15 protein-coding genes are annotated in these 13688 nt (G+C 73.3%); 4 read left to right on the top strand and 11 right to left on the bottom strand.

Features of this window, described 5'->3' with window-relative positions; all coding sequences use genetic code 11:
- From NFU81_RS36665 to NFU81_RS36650, 4 genes are all read right to left on the bottom strand, one after another.
- Positions 1-146: zinc-ribbon domain-containing protein (locus tag NFU81_RS36665; RefSeq protein ID WP_251500282.1), on the bottom strand; the 146-nt coding region annotated here is incomplete at its 3' end.
- 107 nt (positions 147-253) lie between these two features.
- On the bottom strand, positions 254-961 hold the full coding sequence (locus tag NFU81_RS36660; protein ID WP_251500274.1) for a demethylmenaquinone methyltransferase: 708 nt from the start codon (positions 959-961) through the stop codon (positions 254-256).
- An 80-nt stretch (positions 962-1041) separates the two neighbouring features.
- Positions 1042-2235, bottom strand: coding sequence for a cyclic dehypoxanthinyl futalosine synthase (gene mqnC, locus NFU81_RS36655; RefSeq protein ID WP_422665381.1), 1194 nt, complete (start codon positions 2233-2235; stop codon positions 1042-1044).
- Positions 2236-2306: 71 nt separating this feature from the next.
- On the bottom strand, positions 2307-3167 hold the full coding sequence (locus NFU81_RS36650; protein ID WP_251500269.1) for a menaquinone biosynthetic enzyme MqnA/MqnD family protein: 861 nt from the start codon (positions 3165-3167) through the stop codon (positions 2307-2309).
- A 266-nt stretch (positions 3168-3433) separates the two neighbouring features.
- On the opposite strand from NFU81_RS36650, the gene NFU81_RS36645 reads away from it, so the two are divergent.
- Positions 3434-3637 (top strand): cold-shock protein, encoded by a 204-nt coding sequence (locus NFU81_RS36645; protein WP_033177709.1) that lies wholly within the window; start codon positions 3434-3436, stop codon positions 3635-3637.
- Positions 3638-3728: 91 nt separating this feature from the next.
- Here the strand turns inward: NFU81_RS36645 and NFU81_RS36640 are convergent, their stop codons facing one another.
- Together NFU81_RS36640 and NFU81_RS36635 are read right to left on the bottom strand one after the other, a co-directional pair.
- Entirely contained in the window at positions 3729-5627 is a 1899-nt protein-coding gene (locus NFU81_RS36640) for an AMP-dependent synthetase/ligase (protein WP_251500267.1), read from the bottom strand.
- 292 nt (positions 5628-5919) lie between these two features.
- Positions 5920-7200 (bottom strand): acetyl-CoA C-acetyltransferase, encoded by a 1281-nt coding sequence (locus tag NFU81_RS36635; protein ID WP_251500264.1) that lies wholly within the window; start codon positions 7198-7200, stop codon positions 5920-5922.
- A gap of 82 nt (positions 7201-7282) precedes the next feature.
- Between NFU81_RS36635 and NFU81_RS36630 the strand changes: the two genes are divergently transcribed.
- Together NFU81_RS36630 and NFU81_RS36625 are read left to right on the top strand one after the other, a co-directional pair.
- Positions 7283-8527: a 3-oxoacyl-ACP reductase gene (locus NFU81_RS36630; protein WP_251500262.1), complete on the top strand. Its 1245-nt coding sequence runs from the start codon at positions 7283-7285 to the stop codon at positions 8525-8527.
- 13 nt (positions 8528-8540) lie between these two features.
- Complete coding sequence (locus tag NFU81_RS36625; RefSeq protein WP_251500260.1) at positions 8541-9335, top strand: MaoC/PaaZ C-terminal domain-containing protein; 795 nt, start codon at positions 8541-8543, stop codon at positions 9333-9335.
- 472 nt (positions 9336-9807) lie between these two features.
- Here NFU81_RS36625 and NFU81_RS36620 read toward each other — a convergent pair whose 3' ends face one another.
- The gene (locus NFU81_RS36620; protein ID WP_251500257.1) at positions 9808-10254 is read right to left on the bottom strand and encodes a MarR family winged helix-turn-helix transcriptional regulator; all 447 of its coding nucleotides are present in this window, start codon (positions 10252-10254) and stop codon (positions 9808-9810) included.
- Positions 10255-10303: 49 nt separating this feature from the next.
- Here NFU81_RS36620 and NFU81_RS36615 point away from each other — a divergent pair, with 49 nt between their 5' ends.
- Positions 10304-10903, top strand: coding sequence for a TIGR03086 family metal-binding protein (locus NFU81_RS36615; RefSeq protein WP_251500255.1), 600 nt, complete (start codon positions 10304-10306; stop codon positions 10901-10903).
- A gap of 6 nt (positions 10904-10909) precedes the next feature.
- On the opposite strand, the gene NFU81_RS36610 is transcribed toward NFU81_RS36615, so the two are convergent.
- Genes NFU81_RS36610 through mqnE form a run of 4 tightly spaced genes read right to left on the bottom strand, consistent with a single transcriptional unit; the run spans position 10910 to position 13657 of the window.
- Positions 10910-11551 carry a TetR/AcrR family transcriptional regulator gene (locus NFU81_RS36610; protein ID WP_251500252.1) on the bottom strand — a complete coding sequence of 214 codons (642 nt, stop codon included), beginning with the start codon at positions 11549-11551 and terminating at the stop codon, positions 10910-10912.
- Positions 11551-11868, bottom strand: a complete 318-nt coding sequence (locus tag NFU81_RS36605) for a DUF4229 domain-containing protein (protein ID WP_251500250.1) — start codon at positions 11866-11868, stop codon at positions 11551-11553. The genes NFU81_RS36610 and NFU81_RS36605 overlap by 1 nt, the downstream gene beginning before the upstream one ends.
- Positions 11869-11926: 58 nt before the next feature.
- Entirely contained in the window at positions 11927-12448 is a 522-nt protein-coding gene (locus NFU81_RS36600; protein WP_251500247.1) for a GNAT family N-acetyltransferase, read from the bottom strand.
- A 45-nt stretch (positions 12449-12493) separates the two neighbouring features.
- Positions 12494-13657 carry an aminofutalosine synthase MqnE gene (gene mqnE / locus NFU81_RS36595; RefSeq protein WP_251500244.1) on the bottom strand — a complete coding sequence of 388 codons (1164 nt, stop codon included), beginning with the start codon at positions 13655-13657 and terminating at the stop codon, positions 12494-12496.
- Positions 13658-13688: the final 31 nt, after the last annotated feature.

The raw sequence follows: 13688 nt of genomic DNA, 5'->3' as shown, positions 1-13688 counted from the left end.
GGCGGTGCGGGCGGGGCGGCGGGCGGTGCGGGCGGTGCGGCGGGCGGTGCGGGCGGGGGCGGCGCCGGCAGCTCGCGGCCGCACTTCATGCAGAAGCGGGCGGAGGTGTCGGAGACCGGGTTCCCGCACGCGGGGCAGTACGACATGGGCCACTCCGGGAGTCGGGGGGGATCGGGCCTCCCCAGCACAGACACCGCAGACTAGGGGGCAGTTCCCCTCCCCCGCACCCGGAATGCCGACTTCCCGCGACGGCTCAACTGCCGTCCGTGTCCGCCTTCTTCGCGCGGTGCAGCGCCACGATCCCGCCGGTCAGGTTCCGCCAGGCCACCGCGGACCAGCCGGCGCCGCGCAGCCGGCCGGCCAGCGCACGCTGGTCGGGCCACTCGCGGATGGACTCGGCGAGGTAGACGTACGCGTCCGGGTTGCTGCTCACCGACTTGGCGACCGGCGGCAGCGCCCGCATCAGGTACTCGGTGTAGACGGTGCGGAACGGGCGGAAGGTCGGGTGGCTGAACTCGCAGATCACCAGCCGCCCGCCGGGCCTGACGACCCGCAGCATCTCGCGCACCGCCGCGTCGGTGTCGTGGACGTTGCGCAGCGCGAAGGAGATGGTGACGGCGTCGAAGACGCCGTCGGCGAACGGCAGCCGGGTCGCGTCGCCCGCGGTCAGCGGGAGTTCCGGGTGCCGCTTCTTGCCCTCGCGGAGCATCCCGAGGGAGAAGTCGCACGGTACGACCGCGGCGCCGGCCGCGGCGAAGGGCAGCGAGGACGTGGCCGTCCCCGCGCCCAGGTCCAGCACGCGCTCCCCCGGCGCCACGTCCAGCGCCTGTGCGACGGCCCGCCGCCACAGCCGGGTCTGCCCCAGCGACAACACGTCGTTGGTCAGGTCGTACTTGGCAGCGACGTCATCGAACATCGCGGCGACTGCCTGCGGCTGCTTCTCCAGAGATGCACGTGTCACCCTCCCGACCTTACGCCCCGTAGGGCGCCCCCCCTTCCGCAAGGGGGTGCCCACCAGGGGCGCGGGGAGGGCGGGGAGGGCTAGCGCTCGGCGAGGAGCTTGAGTTCCGGGTGGGCCGTCCCGCCAGGGATCGCCGTGCTGGAGAGGTGGGAGACGACGTGGTCGTCCACGGGGTCGTTCGCCGGGTCGTCGTGGACGACGATGTGCTCGTAGGTCGTCGCGCGCTGCGCCGGCACGCGCCCGGCCGCGCGGATCAGATGGATCAGCTCCATCCGGTTGGAGCGGTGCTTCGCCCCGGCCGAGGAGACGACGTTCTCCTCCAGCATCACCGAGCCGAGGTCGTCCGCCCCGTAGTGCAGCGACAGCTGCCCCACCTCCTTGCCGGTGGTGAGCCAGGAGCCCTGGATGTGGGCGACGTTGTCGAGGAAGAGCCGGGCGATGGCGATCATCCGCAGGTACTCGAAGAGCGTGGCCTGCGTCTGTCCCTTGAGGTGGTTGTTCTCCGGCTGGTACGTGTACGGGATGAACGCCCGGAAGCCGCCCGTGCGGTCCTGGACGTCGCGGATCATCCGCAGGTGCTCGATGCGCTCCGCGTTGGTCTCGCCGGTGCCCATCAGCATCGTGGAGGTGGACTCGACGCCCAGGCGGTGCGCGGTCTCCATGATCTCCAGCCAGCGCTCGCCCGACTCCTTGAGCGGGGCGATGGCCTTGCGCGGGCGCTCCGGCAGGAGTTCCGCGCCGGCGCCGGCGAAGGAGTCCAGGCCCGCGGCGTGGATGCGGCGGATGGCCTCCTCCGCGCTCACCCCGGAGATCCGCGCCATGTGCTCGACCTCGGACGCGCCCAGCGAGTGGATCACCAGCTGCGGGAACTCCCGCTTGATCGCGGCGAAGTGCTCCTCGTAGTACTCGACGCCGTAGTCGGGGTGGTGGCCGCCCTGGAACATGATCTGGGTGCCGCCCAGCTCGACGGTCTCCGCGCACCGGCGCAGGATGTCGTCGAGCCCGCGGCTCCAGCCCTTCGCTGTGTCCTTGGGCGCCGCGTAGAAGGCGCAGAACTTGCACGCGGTGACGCACACGTTCGTGTAGTTGATGTTCCGCTCGATGATGTACGTCGCGATGTGCTCGGTCCCGGCGTAGCGGCGGCGGCGTACGGCGTCGGCGGCGGCGCCCAGCGCGTGCAGGGGGGCGTCGCGGTAGAGGTCGAGGGCCTCTTCCGGGGTGATACGGCCGCCGTCGGCGGCGCGTTCGAGGACGGCTGCGATGTCGCTCACCAGGGAGGTCCTTCCGGAAGGAGCGTGACGAGGGGCATGACGACGGACCAGGCCAGCGTACGCCGACCGCCGGGTCAGGCCGGGGGGAGGAGGGTGACCCGGGCCCCGGGCGGGAAGCCCACGCGGCGGGCGAACTCGTTCAGGCCCGCCAACTGCTCGGCACCGAGGGAGAAGTCCAGGGTGGTGAAGTAGCGGCGCAGCAGGTCGGCGTCGAAGGCCTCCCAGTGGGCGGCCTGCTCGGCGATCTTCTCGACCTCGTCGAGCGACAGGTCGCGGGAGGCGAGGAAGGCGCGGTGCACGTCGTGGACGGCCTCGGGGTGCGCGGCCAGGTAGTCGCGGCGGACCGCCCAGATCGCGAAGACGAAGGGCAGGCCCGTCCAGTCCTTCCACATCTGCCCGAGGTCGTGGACCTCCAGGCCGAGCCGGGGCGCGTCGTGCAGCGAGGCGCGCAGGGCGGCGTCGCCGATGAGGACGGCGGCCTGCGCCTCCTGCATCATCAGCGCGAGGTCGGGCGGGCAGCGGTAGTAGTCGGGCGACACCCCGTAACGCTCCGTGAGCAGCAGCTCGGCCAGGCGCACCGACGTGCGGCTGGTGGAGCCCAGCGCGACCCGCTCCCCGTCGAGCCGGTCGAGCGGCACCTGGCTGACGATGACGCAGGACATGACGGGGCCGTCGCAGCCCACCGCGATGTCGGGCAGCGCGACCAGCTCGTCGGCGTGCCGCAGGTACTCCATGAGGGTCACGGGACCGATGTCCAGGTCACCGTCTATGAGCTGCTTGCTGAGCTTCTCCGGGGTGTCCTTGGTGAGCTGGATGTCCAGCAGCGTGCCGGTCCTGGCCAGGCCCCAGTAGAGCGGGACGCAGTTGAGGAACTGGATGTGGCCGACCCTGGGCCGGGTCGGGCCGTCGCCTTCGGTACGCGCTGAAGTGTCCACCTGGTGGACGCTACTCCTGGTGTCCGCGGGACCCGTGCACGGCCCCCCGCGGGACACTCCGCCGACACCCGGGCGACCCCCAAAAACGGATCTTGAGACCCTTCCCCGGCCGAGACCCACCGTGCTACTCTCCTCGCAAGTTGCAGTTTGGTTTCCCTTGCAGTACAGAGCCTGCGGAGCATGTAACCCGCAGGCTTTTGTAGTTTTCAGACTTCGCAGTTGCAGGTTCTGGAGCAGGGCAACCCTTTGGGCCCAAGGAGGGCTTTATGGCTACCGGAACCGTGAAGTGGTTCAACGCTGAAAAGGGCTTCGGCTTCATCGCCCAGGACGGCGGCGGCCCGGATGTCTTCGTCCACTACTCCGCGATCAACGCCTCCGGCTTCCGCTCCCTCGAGGAGAACCAGCCGGTGACCTTCGACGTCACGCAGGGCCCGAAGGGTCCGCAGGCGGAGAACGTCACCCCGAACTAGTCCTCACTAGTCCGGCCGACGGCGCATCGCGCCCAGAACCTGCAGTACCAAGGGGCCGCCTCACTTCGGTGAGGCGGCCCCTGCCTCGTTCTCAGCGCCTGCGGCGGTACAGCTCCTCGATGTCCGCCGCGAAGTCCCTGGCCACCGCCGCGCGCCTGAGCTTCATCGACGGGGTCAGGTGGCCGCCGTCCTCGGTGAAGTCCACCGGCAGCACCCGGAAGCGGCGGATCGACTCGGCCTGCGAGACCGACGCGTTCGCGTCGTCCACCGCCTTCTGCAGCTCGGCGAGCAGCTCCTCGTCCTCGACCAGCTCCTTCGCGGCCAGCGCCTCCTTGTGCCGCATCCGCCGCCAGTGCGTGAGGCCGTCCGGCTCCAGGGTGATCAGGGCGGTCACGTAGGGGCGGTTGTCGCCGACCACCATGCACTGGCCGACCAGCGGGTGCGCCCGCAGCCGGTCCTCCAGCGGGGCAGGGGCGACGTTCTTGCCGCCCGCGGTGATGATGATCTCCTTCTTGCGGCCGGTGATCGTCAGGTAGCCGTCCGCGTCCAGCTCGCCGATGTCCCCGGTCGGGAACCATCCCTCGACGGCGGGGAAGGCGCCCTCGTCGTTCCAGTACCCGGCGAAGACCTGGCCGCCGCGCAGCAGCACCTCGCCGTCCTCGGCGATCCGCACGGCCGTGCCGGGCAGCGGCCAGCCGACCGTGCCCAGCCGCGGGCTCAGCGGCGGCGTCACGGTGGCGGCCGCGGTGGTCTCGGTGAGGCCGTAGCCCTCGAAGACCAGCACCCCGGCGCCGGCGTAGAAGGCGGCGAGCCGGCTGCCCAGCGGTGAGCCGCCGCAGATCGCGTACCGCACCCGGCCGCCGAGCGCGGCCCTGATCCGCCGGTAGACCAGCGGGTCGTACAGCGCCCGCGCCAGCCGCAGCCCGGGTCCCGGGCCGGGTCCCGTGCCGGTCTGCCGGGCGATGGCCGCGGCGCCGTACGCCTGCGCGATACGGGCCGCGCGGTCGAAGGACGCGGCCCGGCCGATCTTCTCCGCGGTGGCGCGGCCGGTGTTGTAGACCTTCTCCAGGACGTACGGGATCGCCAGCAGGAAGGTCGGCCGGAAGCCGGCGAGGTCGGCCAGCAGGTCGTCGGTGGCGATGCTGGGCGCGTGCCCGAGCCTGACCCGTGCCCGCAGGCAGCCGACCGCGACCATCCGCCCGAAGACGTGCGAGAGCGGCAGGAAGAGCAGGGTCGAGGCGGGCTCGGTGCTGACCGACCTGAAGACCGGGTGCAGCAGCTCGGTGGCGTTGTCGACCTCGGCGAAGAAGTTGCCGTGGGTGAGGATGCAGCCCTTGGGGCGGCCGGTGGTGCCCGAGGTGTAGATCAGGGTGGCGACCGTGTCCGGGGCCATCGCCTGCCGGCGGGACGTGACCAGGGCGTCGGGCAGCGTACGGCCGTCCGCCGCGAGCTGGCCGACGGCTCCGGTGTCGATCTGCCACAGCTCCCGCAGCGCGGGCAGCTCCGTGCGGGCCGAACTGATCATCCGGGCCTGGGCCACGTCCTCCACGACGCACGCGGCCGCGCCGGAGTCGGCGAGGATCCAGGCGCACTGGGAGGCGGAGGAGGTCGGGTAGATCGGCACGGTGATCAGGCCCGCGGCCCAGCCCGCGAAGTCCAGCAGCGTCCAGGCGTACGACGTCCTGGCCATCACCGCGAGCCGGTCGCCCGGCCGCAGCCCGGCCGCGATCAGACCCTTCGCGACGGCGACGACCTCGTCCCTGAAGGCGGCCGCGGTGACGTCCTGCCACCGCCCGTCCTGCCCCTTGCGGCTCATCACCACGTCCGAGGGCGCCTCGGCGGCGTTCGTGAACGGTATGTCGGCGAGGCTGCCCCGCTGCGGCGGGTCGACCAACGGCGGTACGGCCGCCTGCCGCACTCTTCCGCCTTCGGCGGTGAGCTGGGGTGTCCCCGCCGAGCCCTGCGCGGGCGGCGTTCCTTGACGTGCCATGTCTGCGGCTCCTACCAGGCTTCGAGGGTTCGTTCGTCCTGCGGCCGAGGCTGCACATCCCCTCGGCAGGGGTGGGTCTGCGGTCTCCTTGCGCAGGAGGGCAACCGCCGGGGGCGCGGGGAACTGCGCGACCCGCCCCCCACCGGACCTTCGGGTCGCCACCGGCCCGAAGGGGCTGTTCGGTCCGTCCCGGACCACCGGCCTCTGGGTGGCTGAGCGCGTCCCTGGGGGCGTAGCCCCTGCGCAAGGGGAACCCCCAGGCCATCGCGGCCGGCGGAAGCGCACCCCCGGGCTACGGGGAAGTGAGAACGGCGGTCACCCCTTGACCGCCCGCCGCGCAGATGGAGATGAGGCCGCGCCCAGGACGCTCCCGGGAAGCAAGCAGTTGCGCGAGGGTCGCCACGATCCTCGCCCCGGTGGCCGCGAAGGGATGCCCCGTCGCGAGGGACGAGCCGGCCACGTTGAGCCGGGAGCGGTCGATCGAGCCGAGCGGAGCGTCGAGGCCGAGGCGGTCGAGGCAGTACGCCTTGTCCTCCCACGCGGCCAGCGTGGCCAGCACCTGCGAGGCGAAGGCCTCGTGCACCTCGTAGAAGTCGAAGTCGCCGAGCCCGAGCCCCGCTCTGGCGAGCATCCGCGGCACGGCGTACGCGGGCGCCATGAGCAGCCCCTCCGCACCGGACGTGTAGTCCACCGCCGCGGTCTCGTACGCGGTCAGGTACGCCAGCGGTTCGAGGCCGCGCTCCGCGGCCCACTCCTCGGAGCCGAGCAGCACGACGGCGGCCCCGTCGGTGAGCGGCGTGGAGTTGCCCGCCGTCATCGTGCCGTCGGGTCCTCCGTACACCGGGCGCAGCCTGGCGAGCCTGTCCACCGTCGAGTCGGGGCGCAGGTTCTGGTCGCGGGTGAGCCCGCGGTAGGGCGTGACGAGCGGGTCGAAGAAGCCCCGCTCGTAGGCCGCGGCGAGCTTCTGGTGGCTGGCCGCGGCCAGTTCGTCCTGCTCGCGGCGCCCGATCCGCCAGCGTTCCGCGGTCAGCGCGGCGTGCTCGCCCATGGACAGCCCGGTGCGCGGCTCGGCGTTGCGCGGGATGTCCGGCTTGAGGTGCCGCGGCCGCACCGCGGCCAGCGCCCGGGCGCGGCCGCCGAGGCTCCGCGCCCGCCGGGCGGCCAGCAGCGTCCTGCGCAACTCGTCGTTGACGCCGAGGGGCGCGTCGCTGGTGGTGTCGGCGCCGCCCGCGATGCCGGAGTCGATGACGCCGAGCGCGATCTTCGCGGCGACCGCGAAGACCGACTGCAGCCCGGTGCCGCACGCCTGCTGGAGGTCGTAGGCGGGGGTGGCCGGGTCGAGGACGGAGCCGAGCACGGTCTCCCGGGCGAGGTTGAAGTCCCGGCTGTGCTTGAGCACCGCGCCCGCGGCGAACTCGCCGACCCGCGCGCCCTCCAGGCCGGTGCGTGCCGCGAGGCCGTCGAGCGCGGCGGTGAGCATGTCCTGGTTGGACGCGGTGGCGTAGGGGCCGTCTGAGCGCGCGAAGGGGATGCGGTTGCCGGCGATGACGGCGACCCGGCGGACGGTCTGCATGCGGTCTCCCGAACTTCCGATCTGCGTGACTCACCAGTAGCCTTACCGCCGGTAAACTTACTCCAGAGTAAGGAGAAGGCCAATGGCCGACCGCTATCTCCGCCTGACCGGCACGGCCCCCGGCCGCTTCGTCACCCGCCGCCTCGGCCTTCCGCAGCCCACCCCCCTGCGCCGCTGGTCGCAGCGCACCCCGGACCTGCCGGGACCCGTCCTGCGGCTGGCCGCGGGCGACACTCCGGTGCCGGGGACGTACGGGGCCGTCGTGCTGGACGCGACCGGCGTCGCGGACCCGGCGGACCTGCAGGACGTGCACGCGGCGCTGCACCCGCTGGCCCGCTCGCTGACCCCGTGCGGGCGGATCGTCGTGCTCGGCGCCCCGCCTTTGGACGGCGACCTCGCACATGCCGCCGCCCAGCAGGCACTTGAGGGCTTCGTGCGCTCGCTGGGCAAGGAGATCGGCCGCGGCTGCACCGTCCAGCTCGTGCGGCTCGCCCCGGGCGCCGCCGCCGACTCGACCCTGGACTTCCTGCTCTCGCCCCGGTCCGCCTACGTCAGCGGGCAGGTCGTCGAGGTCGGCCCCGCTCCCGAGGTGCCCGCGGGCGGCACCAGGACCGCGCTGGTCACCGGGGCCGCCCGGGGTATCGGCGCGGCCGTCGCCGAGACGCTGGTCCGCGACGGCGCGCGGGTCGTGCTGCTCGACGTCCCGCAGGCCGCGGACGCGCTCGCCTCCGTCGCGGCCCGGCTCGGCGGCAGCGCGCTGCCGCTGGACATCACCGCGCCCGACGCCGGCGAACGCATCGCCGCCGCACTGCCCGACGGCCTGGACGTCCTGGTCCACAACGCGGGCATCACCCGCGACCGCAGGCTCGCCAACATGCCGGCGGACCGCTGGGACACCGTCATCGACGTCAACCTCGGCAGCGTGCTGCGCACCACGGGCCACCTGCTCAAGACCGGCACGCTCAACGAGCACGCCAGGATCGTTGGGACCGCCTCCATCGCGGGCATCGCCGGCAACGTCGGGCAGACCAACTACGCCGCCTCCAAGGCCGGGATCATCGGGTACGTCCGCGCGCTCGCCGCCGACGCGGAGGTCCGCGGGCGCGGCATCACGGCCAACGCGGTCGCCCCCGGCTTCATCGAGACGCGGATGACCGCGGCCGTGCCGCTGGTCATCCGGGAGGCCGGCCGCCGGATGAACTCCCTCGCCCAGGGCGGGCAGCCCGTCGACGTGGCCGAGACCGTCGCCTGGCTGGCGGCGGCCGCCTCCGGCGGGGTCAACGGGCAGGTCGTCAGGGTCTGCGGCCAGTCGCTGCTGGGCGCCTGAGGTGGCGCCGCTGGTGCTGACGCTGGGCCGGGGCGTGGTCACCGGCCTCGGCAAGCACCCCTCCCCCGCCGCCGAGCTGCCGCAGGACCGGCTGACCGGCACGGGCGTCCGCATCGACCCGGCGCGGGTCGCCGCGTACGCCCGCGTGTGCGGCTACGCCCCGGGACCCGAACTCCCGCTCACCTACCCGCACATCCTCGGTTTCCCGCTCGCCGCCCGCCTGATGGCGGCCCGCGCCTTTCCGCTGCCGCTGCTGGGCCTGGTCCACACCTCGATCCGCATCACCGCCCACGCCCCCCTGACCGCGGCCGACCGCCCGGACCTGGCCGTCAGCGCCACCGGCCTGCGGCCGCACCGCCGGGGCACGGAGGTCACGCTGCTGACCGAGGCGCGGGTGTCCGGCGACCTCGTCTGGCAGGACCACAGCACGTACCTGGCCAGGCACCGCGTCCCTGCCCCTACCCGGGAGGACGCGGGCGGCCCCCCGGAACCGGCGGCCGAACTCCCGGTCGTGGCACGGTGGCCGCTGCCCGCCGGGCTCGGGCGGCGGCACGCCCGGGTGAGCGGCGACTACAACCCCATCCACCTGTACGCCCTGACCGCCCGCCCGTTCGGCTTTCCGCGGGCCATCGTCCACGGCATGTGGACGGTCGCCCGGTGCGCCGCCGAGCATCCCGGCGCGGCCGGAATCACAGCGGACTTCCGCAGGCCGGTCCTGCTGCCCTCGACCGTCGAATACGCGGCGGCCGGCCCCCGCTTCGAGCTCCGCTCCGGCCCGCACGTCCACGTCACCGGCACGGTCGCCTAGGGCGGCGGGCATCGGGGGGTGAGGGTGCCCTCTGCGACGGTCGCTTCCGCCCGGAAGGCGCCCTTCGGTCCGCCCCGGACCACCCGCCGGCGAGCGAAGCGAGATGGGGGCACACCCGGGCGAAGCTCTGGGGGAGGCTGAGCGCGCGGTTCCCCGCGCCCCTGGCGCCCCCCTGCGCAAGGGGCCGCACAGCCACCAGCGACCGTCACATGGCGACGGACCGCCGCCAGGTCCAGGCGGCGCTGGGGGCGCCCCCAGGCGAAACCCTGGGGGCGGAACCGCGCGGCCGGACCGCCACCGGGGCGCGGGTCGCCACCGGCCCAGAGGGGCTCTTCCTGTCGGAGACGGACCACCCGCCGGCGGCCAGTCGCGCGCGCAGTTCCCCGCGCCCCCGAAGGCTCGGCCCCGCCGAAAGGGCACCCCCGAGCCACCGCGGCCCGCGGAAGCGCACCCCCCGGCGGAAGGGGGCGGGTCAGGGGGTGGTGAGGGTGTCCGGGGGGAGGGTGGAGAGGGTGGCCAGGGCTTCGAGGAAGGTGGTGCGTTGGGCGGGGGTGAGGTGGCGGGCGAGGAGGCGGTCCTCGCGGGACTGGATCGCCGACTGGGCGGCGGTCCGTACGCGGTGGCCCTCGGGGGTCAGGGCGAGGAGGCGGACCCGGCGGTCGGCCGGATCGGAGGTGCGGCTGATGAGGCCGCGCTCCTCCAGGTCGGCGAGGACATCGATGATCCGGGTCTTGTCGGCGCCGATCGCCTCGGCCAGCGCCGCCTGGCTGCGCAGCGGCCGGTCGTCGAGCCGCAGCAGCACCGAGTACGCCCACATGGTCAGACCGTGGTCGTGCAGCAGCGGCAGCTCCGCCGCGGTCAGGGCTCGGCCGAGCGGCACGATCATGGCGGCGAGGTCCCTGCGGGGCGTGGCGGGCATCCGAAAGCGCTCCCTTGACAGATGATGTGCATGAGCACACGATAAGCACATGCGTACCGATCTAGACCGGGTCCTGGACCTCGACGCACGGGCGGTGCGGCTCAGCGCCGAACTCGTCCGGGCATCGACCGTAGCCGATCTGCGGCGGCCGACCCCGTGCGCCGGGTGGGACCTCACCGACCTGCTCGCCCACATGACCGCCCAGCACCGCGGCTTCGCCGCCGCCGCACGGGGGGCCGGCGGCGACCCCGCGGCCTGGGCGGTCATCGGCGCCGCGGACCCGATGGCCGCGTACGAGGCCGCCGCCGCGGACGTCGGCGCGGCCTTCGCAGCCGTCAGCGACGCCGAACAGCCTTTCACCCTCCCGGAGTTCGCCACCGGGATCAGCTTCCCCGCCGCCCGGGCCGTCGGCTTCCACTTCCTGGACTACGTCGTGCACGCCTGGGACGTCGCGGCCACCCTCGGCGTCCCCTTCACCGCGGCGCCCGACCTGCTGGAGGAAGCGCTCCCGCACGCCCTCGCGGTCCCCGCCGGCTCCACCGCCTTCGCGCCGGAGCAGCCCGCTCCCCCGGGCGCCGGCACCCTGGCCCGCATCCTGACCAGGCTCGGCCGCACCCCGCGCGCGGCGGATCTGCCACGCGTCCCGTAGGGCTTCTCACCCTTCCGCGGCGCTGGATCCACCGGCGGCCTCGGGGTCGGGCGCGGGCAGTGCGCGGGACAGGCCCGACCAGGCGAAGGTCATCAGGGAGGCGGCCAGCTCCTTGCCGGTGGGGGCCGGCGCGGGGGCGGCCGCCGCCCACCCGGCGAGCGACTCGGCGGCGCCGACCAGCGCGTGGGCGTAGGCCTCGACGTCCCGGGAGCCGCAGGCCGCCGCGATCAGGGCGGCGACGAAGGCGACGATCTCCGCCCGCAGGACGGCGACCTCCGCCGCGAACGGCTCGCCGACCGTACGGGCCTGGCTGTACAGGAGCGTCCACCCGTCGGGGTGGACCGCGGCGTGCTCGAAGAAGCCGAGCAGGCCGCTCCACAACTGGCGTTCCGGGGTGGCGCCTTCCTCGACGGCGTCCCGTACGGCCGCGGTGAGGGCGGCGGCCTCACGCCGGATGCAGGCGGAGAACAGCTCGTCCTTGGAGTTCAGGTAGAGGTAGACCAGCGGCTTGCTGACCCCGGCCGCCTCGGCGATCTCGTCCATGGACGCGGCCCGGTAGCCGCGGCGGGCGAAGACCGCGACCGCCGCGTCGAGCATCTGCCGTTCGCGTTCCGCCCGCGGCACCCGCCTGCTGTTGGCGGCGGCCATCAGGCCGTACGCGCTGCGCTGTCCCTCGCGGCCTCGCCGCGCGCGGCGTCGTCCGCCGCGTCTTCCTGCTGGGCGTTCGCGACCAGGTTGAGGCGGGTGCGCTCGACCCTGTCCGACACCTTCTGCGCGGCCTGCTCGCGCACCCCGCGCAGCAGGACCCAGCTCAGTGGGGCGGACACGATGAGGGCCAGGAGTGCGACCCACAGGTAGTTCGAGTCACCGAGCCCGGCCGGCAGGATGTGTACGCGGACCAGGCCCCAGATGACACCGAAGCTGGCGACGATGAGGCCGAAGCGCAGGGCGGTGTATCGGAGCATGCTCCCAGTGAAGCACGCCGCCGCCGCGGCCCCGCGCCCGGGGCGGCGCGGGGCGGGGTCAGAGCGCGCGGAGCATGACGACGTCGTCGCGGTCGTCGCCGGGGGCGACGCGGATGGCCGCGGGGACGCGGCCGACCTCCTTGTAGCCGCACGCCGAGTAGAAGGCGTCCGCGCCGGTGCCGCCGCGGCACGTGAGGCGGATCGCCTCGATGCCGGGGAAGCTGCGGGCGGCCTGCTCGACCGCCGCCATGAGGGTGCGGCCGTGGCCGCGCCCCTGGTGCCGCGGGTGGACCATCACCGTGTAGACCCACACCCAGTGCGCCATCAGCCGGTGCGTGTTGTACGCGACGAAGGCGGTGGCCGCGACGCGGCCCTCCTGGTCGCGGCCGACGATCAGCCGCCGCCGGCCGTCCGCCACCGCCGCGAGCGACGCGTCCATGTCGGGCCTGATCTCCTCCGGCGTGACGGGCGGCACGAAGCCGACCGCGCCGCCGGCGTTGGACACGTCGGCCCACAGCGCGAGTATCTCCTCGCGCAACGCCTCGTCGACCGGCGGGTCCAGCTCGCACGTAAGGGTCATGAGACCAGAGTAGCTATTACGGGAGCCGGACCGCCGTGACCGGGGTCACACCCGCATCGGCTGCGGCGACTCCCGCCGCGACCCGTCGGGGCCGGGGTATTCGCGGATGGTCTCGTAGCGCGTGTTGCGCTCGACCGGGCGGAAGCCGGCGTCGCGGATCAGGTCGAGGATGTCGTCCCTGGTGAGCTTGTTCGGCGTGCCGTAGTCGTCCGCGTCGTGGGTGATCTTGTACTCGACGACCGAGCCGTCCATGTCGTCGGCGCCGTGGTTCAGGGCCAGCTGGGCCGTGGACAGGCCGTGCATCACCCAGAAGACCTTCACGTGCGGCACATTGTCGAAGAGCAGCCGGGAGACCGCGAAGGTCTTCAGCGCCTCCGCACCGGTCGCCATCGTGGTGCGGGCCTGCAGGGTGTTGCGGACCTTGCCGTCCTTCATGTCCACGAAGTCGTGCTGGTAGCGCAGCGGGATGAAGACCTGGAAGCCGCCGGTCTCGTCCTGCAGTTCGCGCAGCCGCAGCACGTGGTCGACGCGGTGCCTGGGCTCCTCGATGTGGCCGTAGAGCATGGTGCAGGGCGTCTTGAGGCCCTTGGAGTGCGCCAGCCGGTGGATGCGGGACCAGTCCTCCCAGTGGGTGCGGTGGTCCACGATGTGCTGGCGCACCTCCCAGTCGAAGATCTCCGCGCCGCCACCGGTCAGCGACTCCAGCCCGGCCTCGATCAGCTCGTCGAGGATCTCGGAGGCGGACAGGCCCGAGATGGTCTCGAAGTGGTGGATCTCGGTGGCGGTGAAGGCCTTCAGCGACACCTGCGGCAGCGCTTCCTTGAGCGCCTTGAGCGAGCGCGGGTAGTAGCGCCACGGCAGCGTCGGGTGCAGCCCGTTGACGATGTGCAGCTCGGTGAGGCTGTCGGCCTCCATCGCCTTGGCCAGCCGGACGGCCTCCTCGATGCGCATCGTGTACGCGTCCTTCTCGCCCGGCTTGCGCTGGAAGGAGCAGTAGGCGCACGAGGCGGTGCACACGTTGGTCATGTTCAGGTGCCGGTTGACGTTGAAGTGGACGACGTCGCCGTTCTTCTGGGTGCGCACGTGGTGCGCGAGTCCGCCCAGCCACGCGAGGTCGTCGGACTCGTAGAGGGCGATGCCGTCCTCCCGGGTCAGCCGCTCGCCGGCGTAGACCTTCTCCTCCAGCTCCCGCTTGAGCCCCGCGTCCATGCGCTCCTCCTCCTGCCGGCTGCTGCCGGTT

The organism is Actinacidiphila cocklensis, assembly GCF_907177275.1.
Classification (GTDB): Bacteria; Actinomycetota; Actinomycetes; order Streptomycetales; family Streptomycetaceae; genus Actinacidiphila; species Actinacidiphila cocklensis.
The sequence above is the reverse complement of the archived record's forward strand: the minus strand, read 5'-3'. Positions and strand labels throughout refer to the sequence as shown.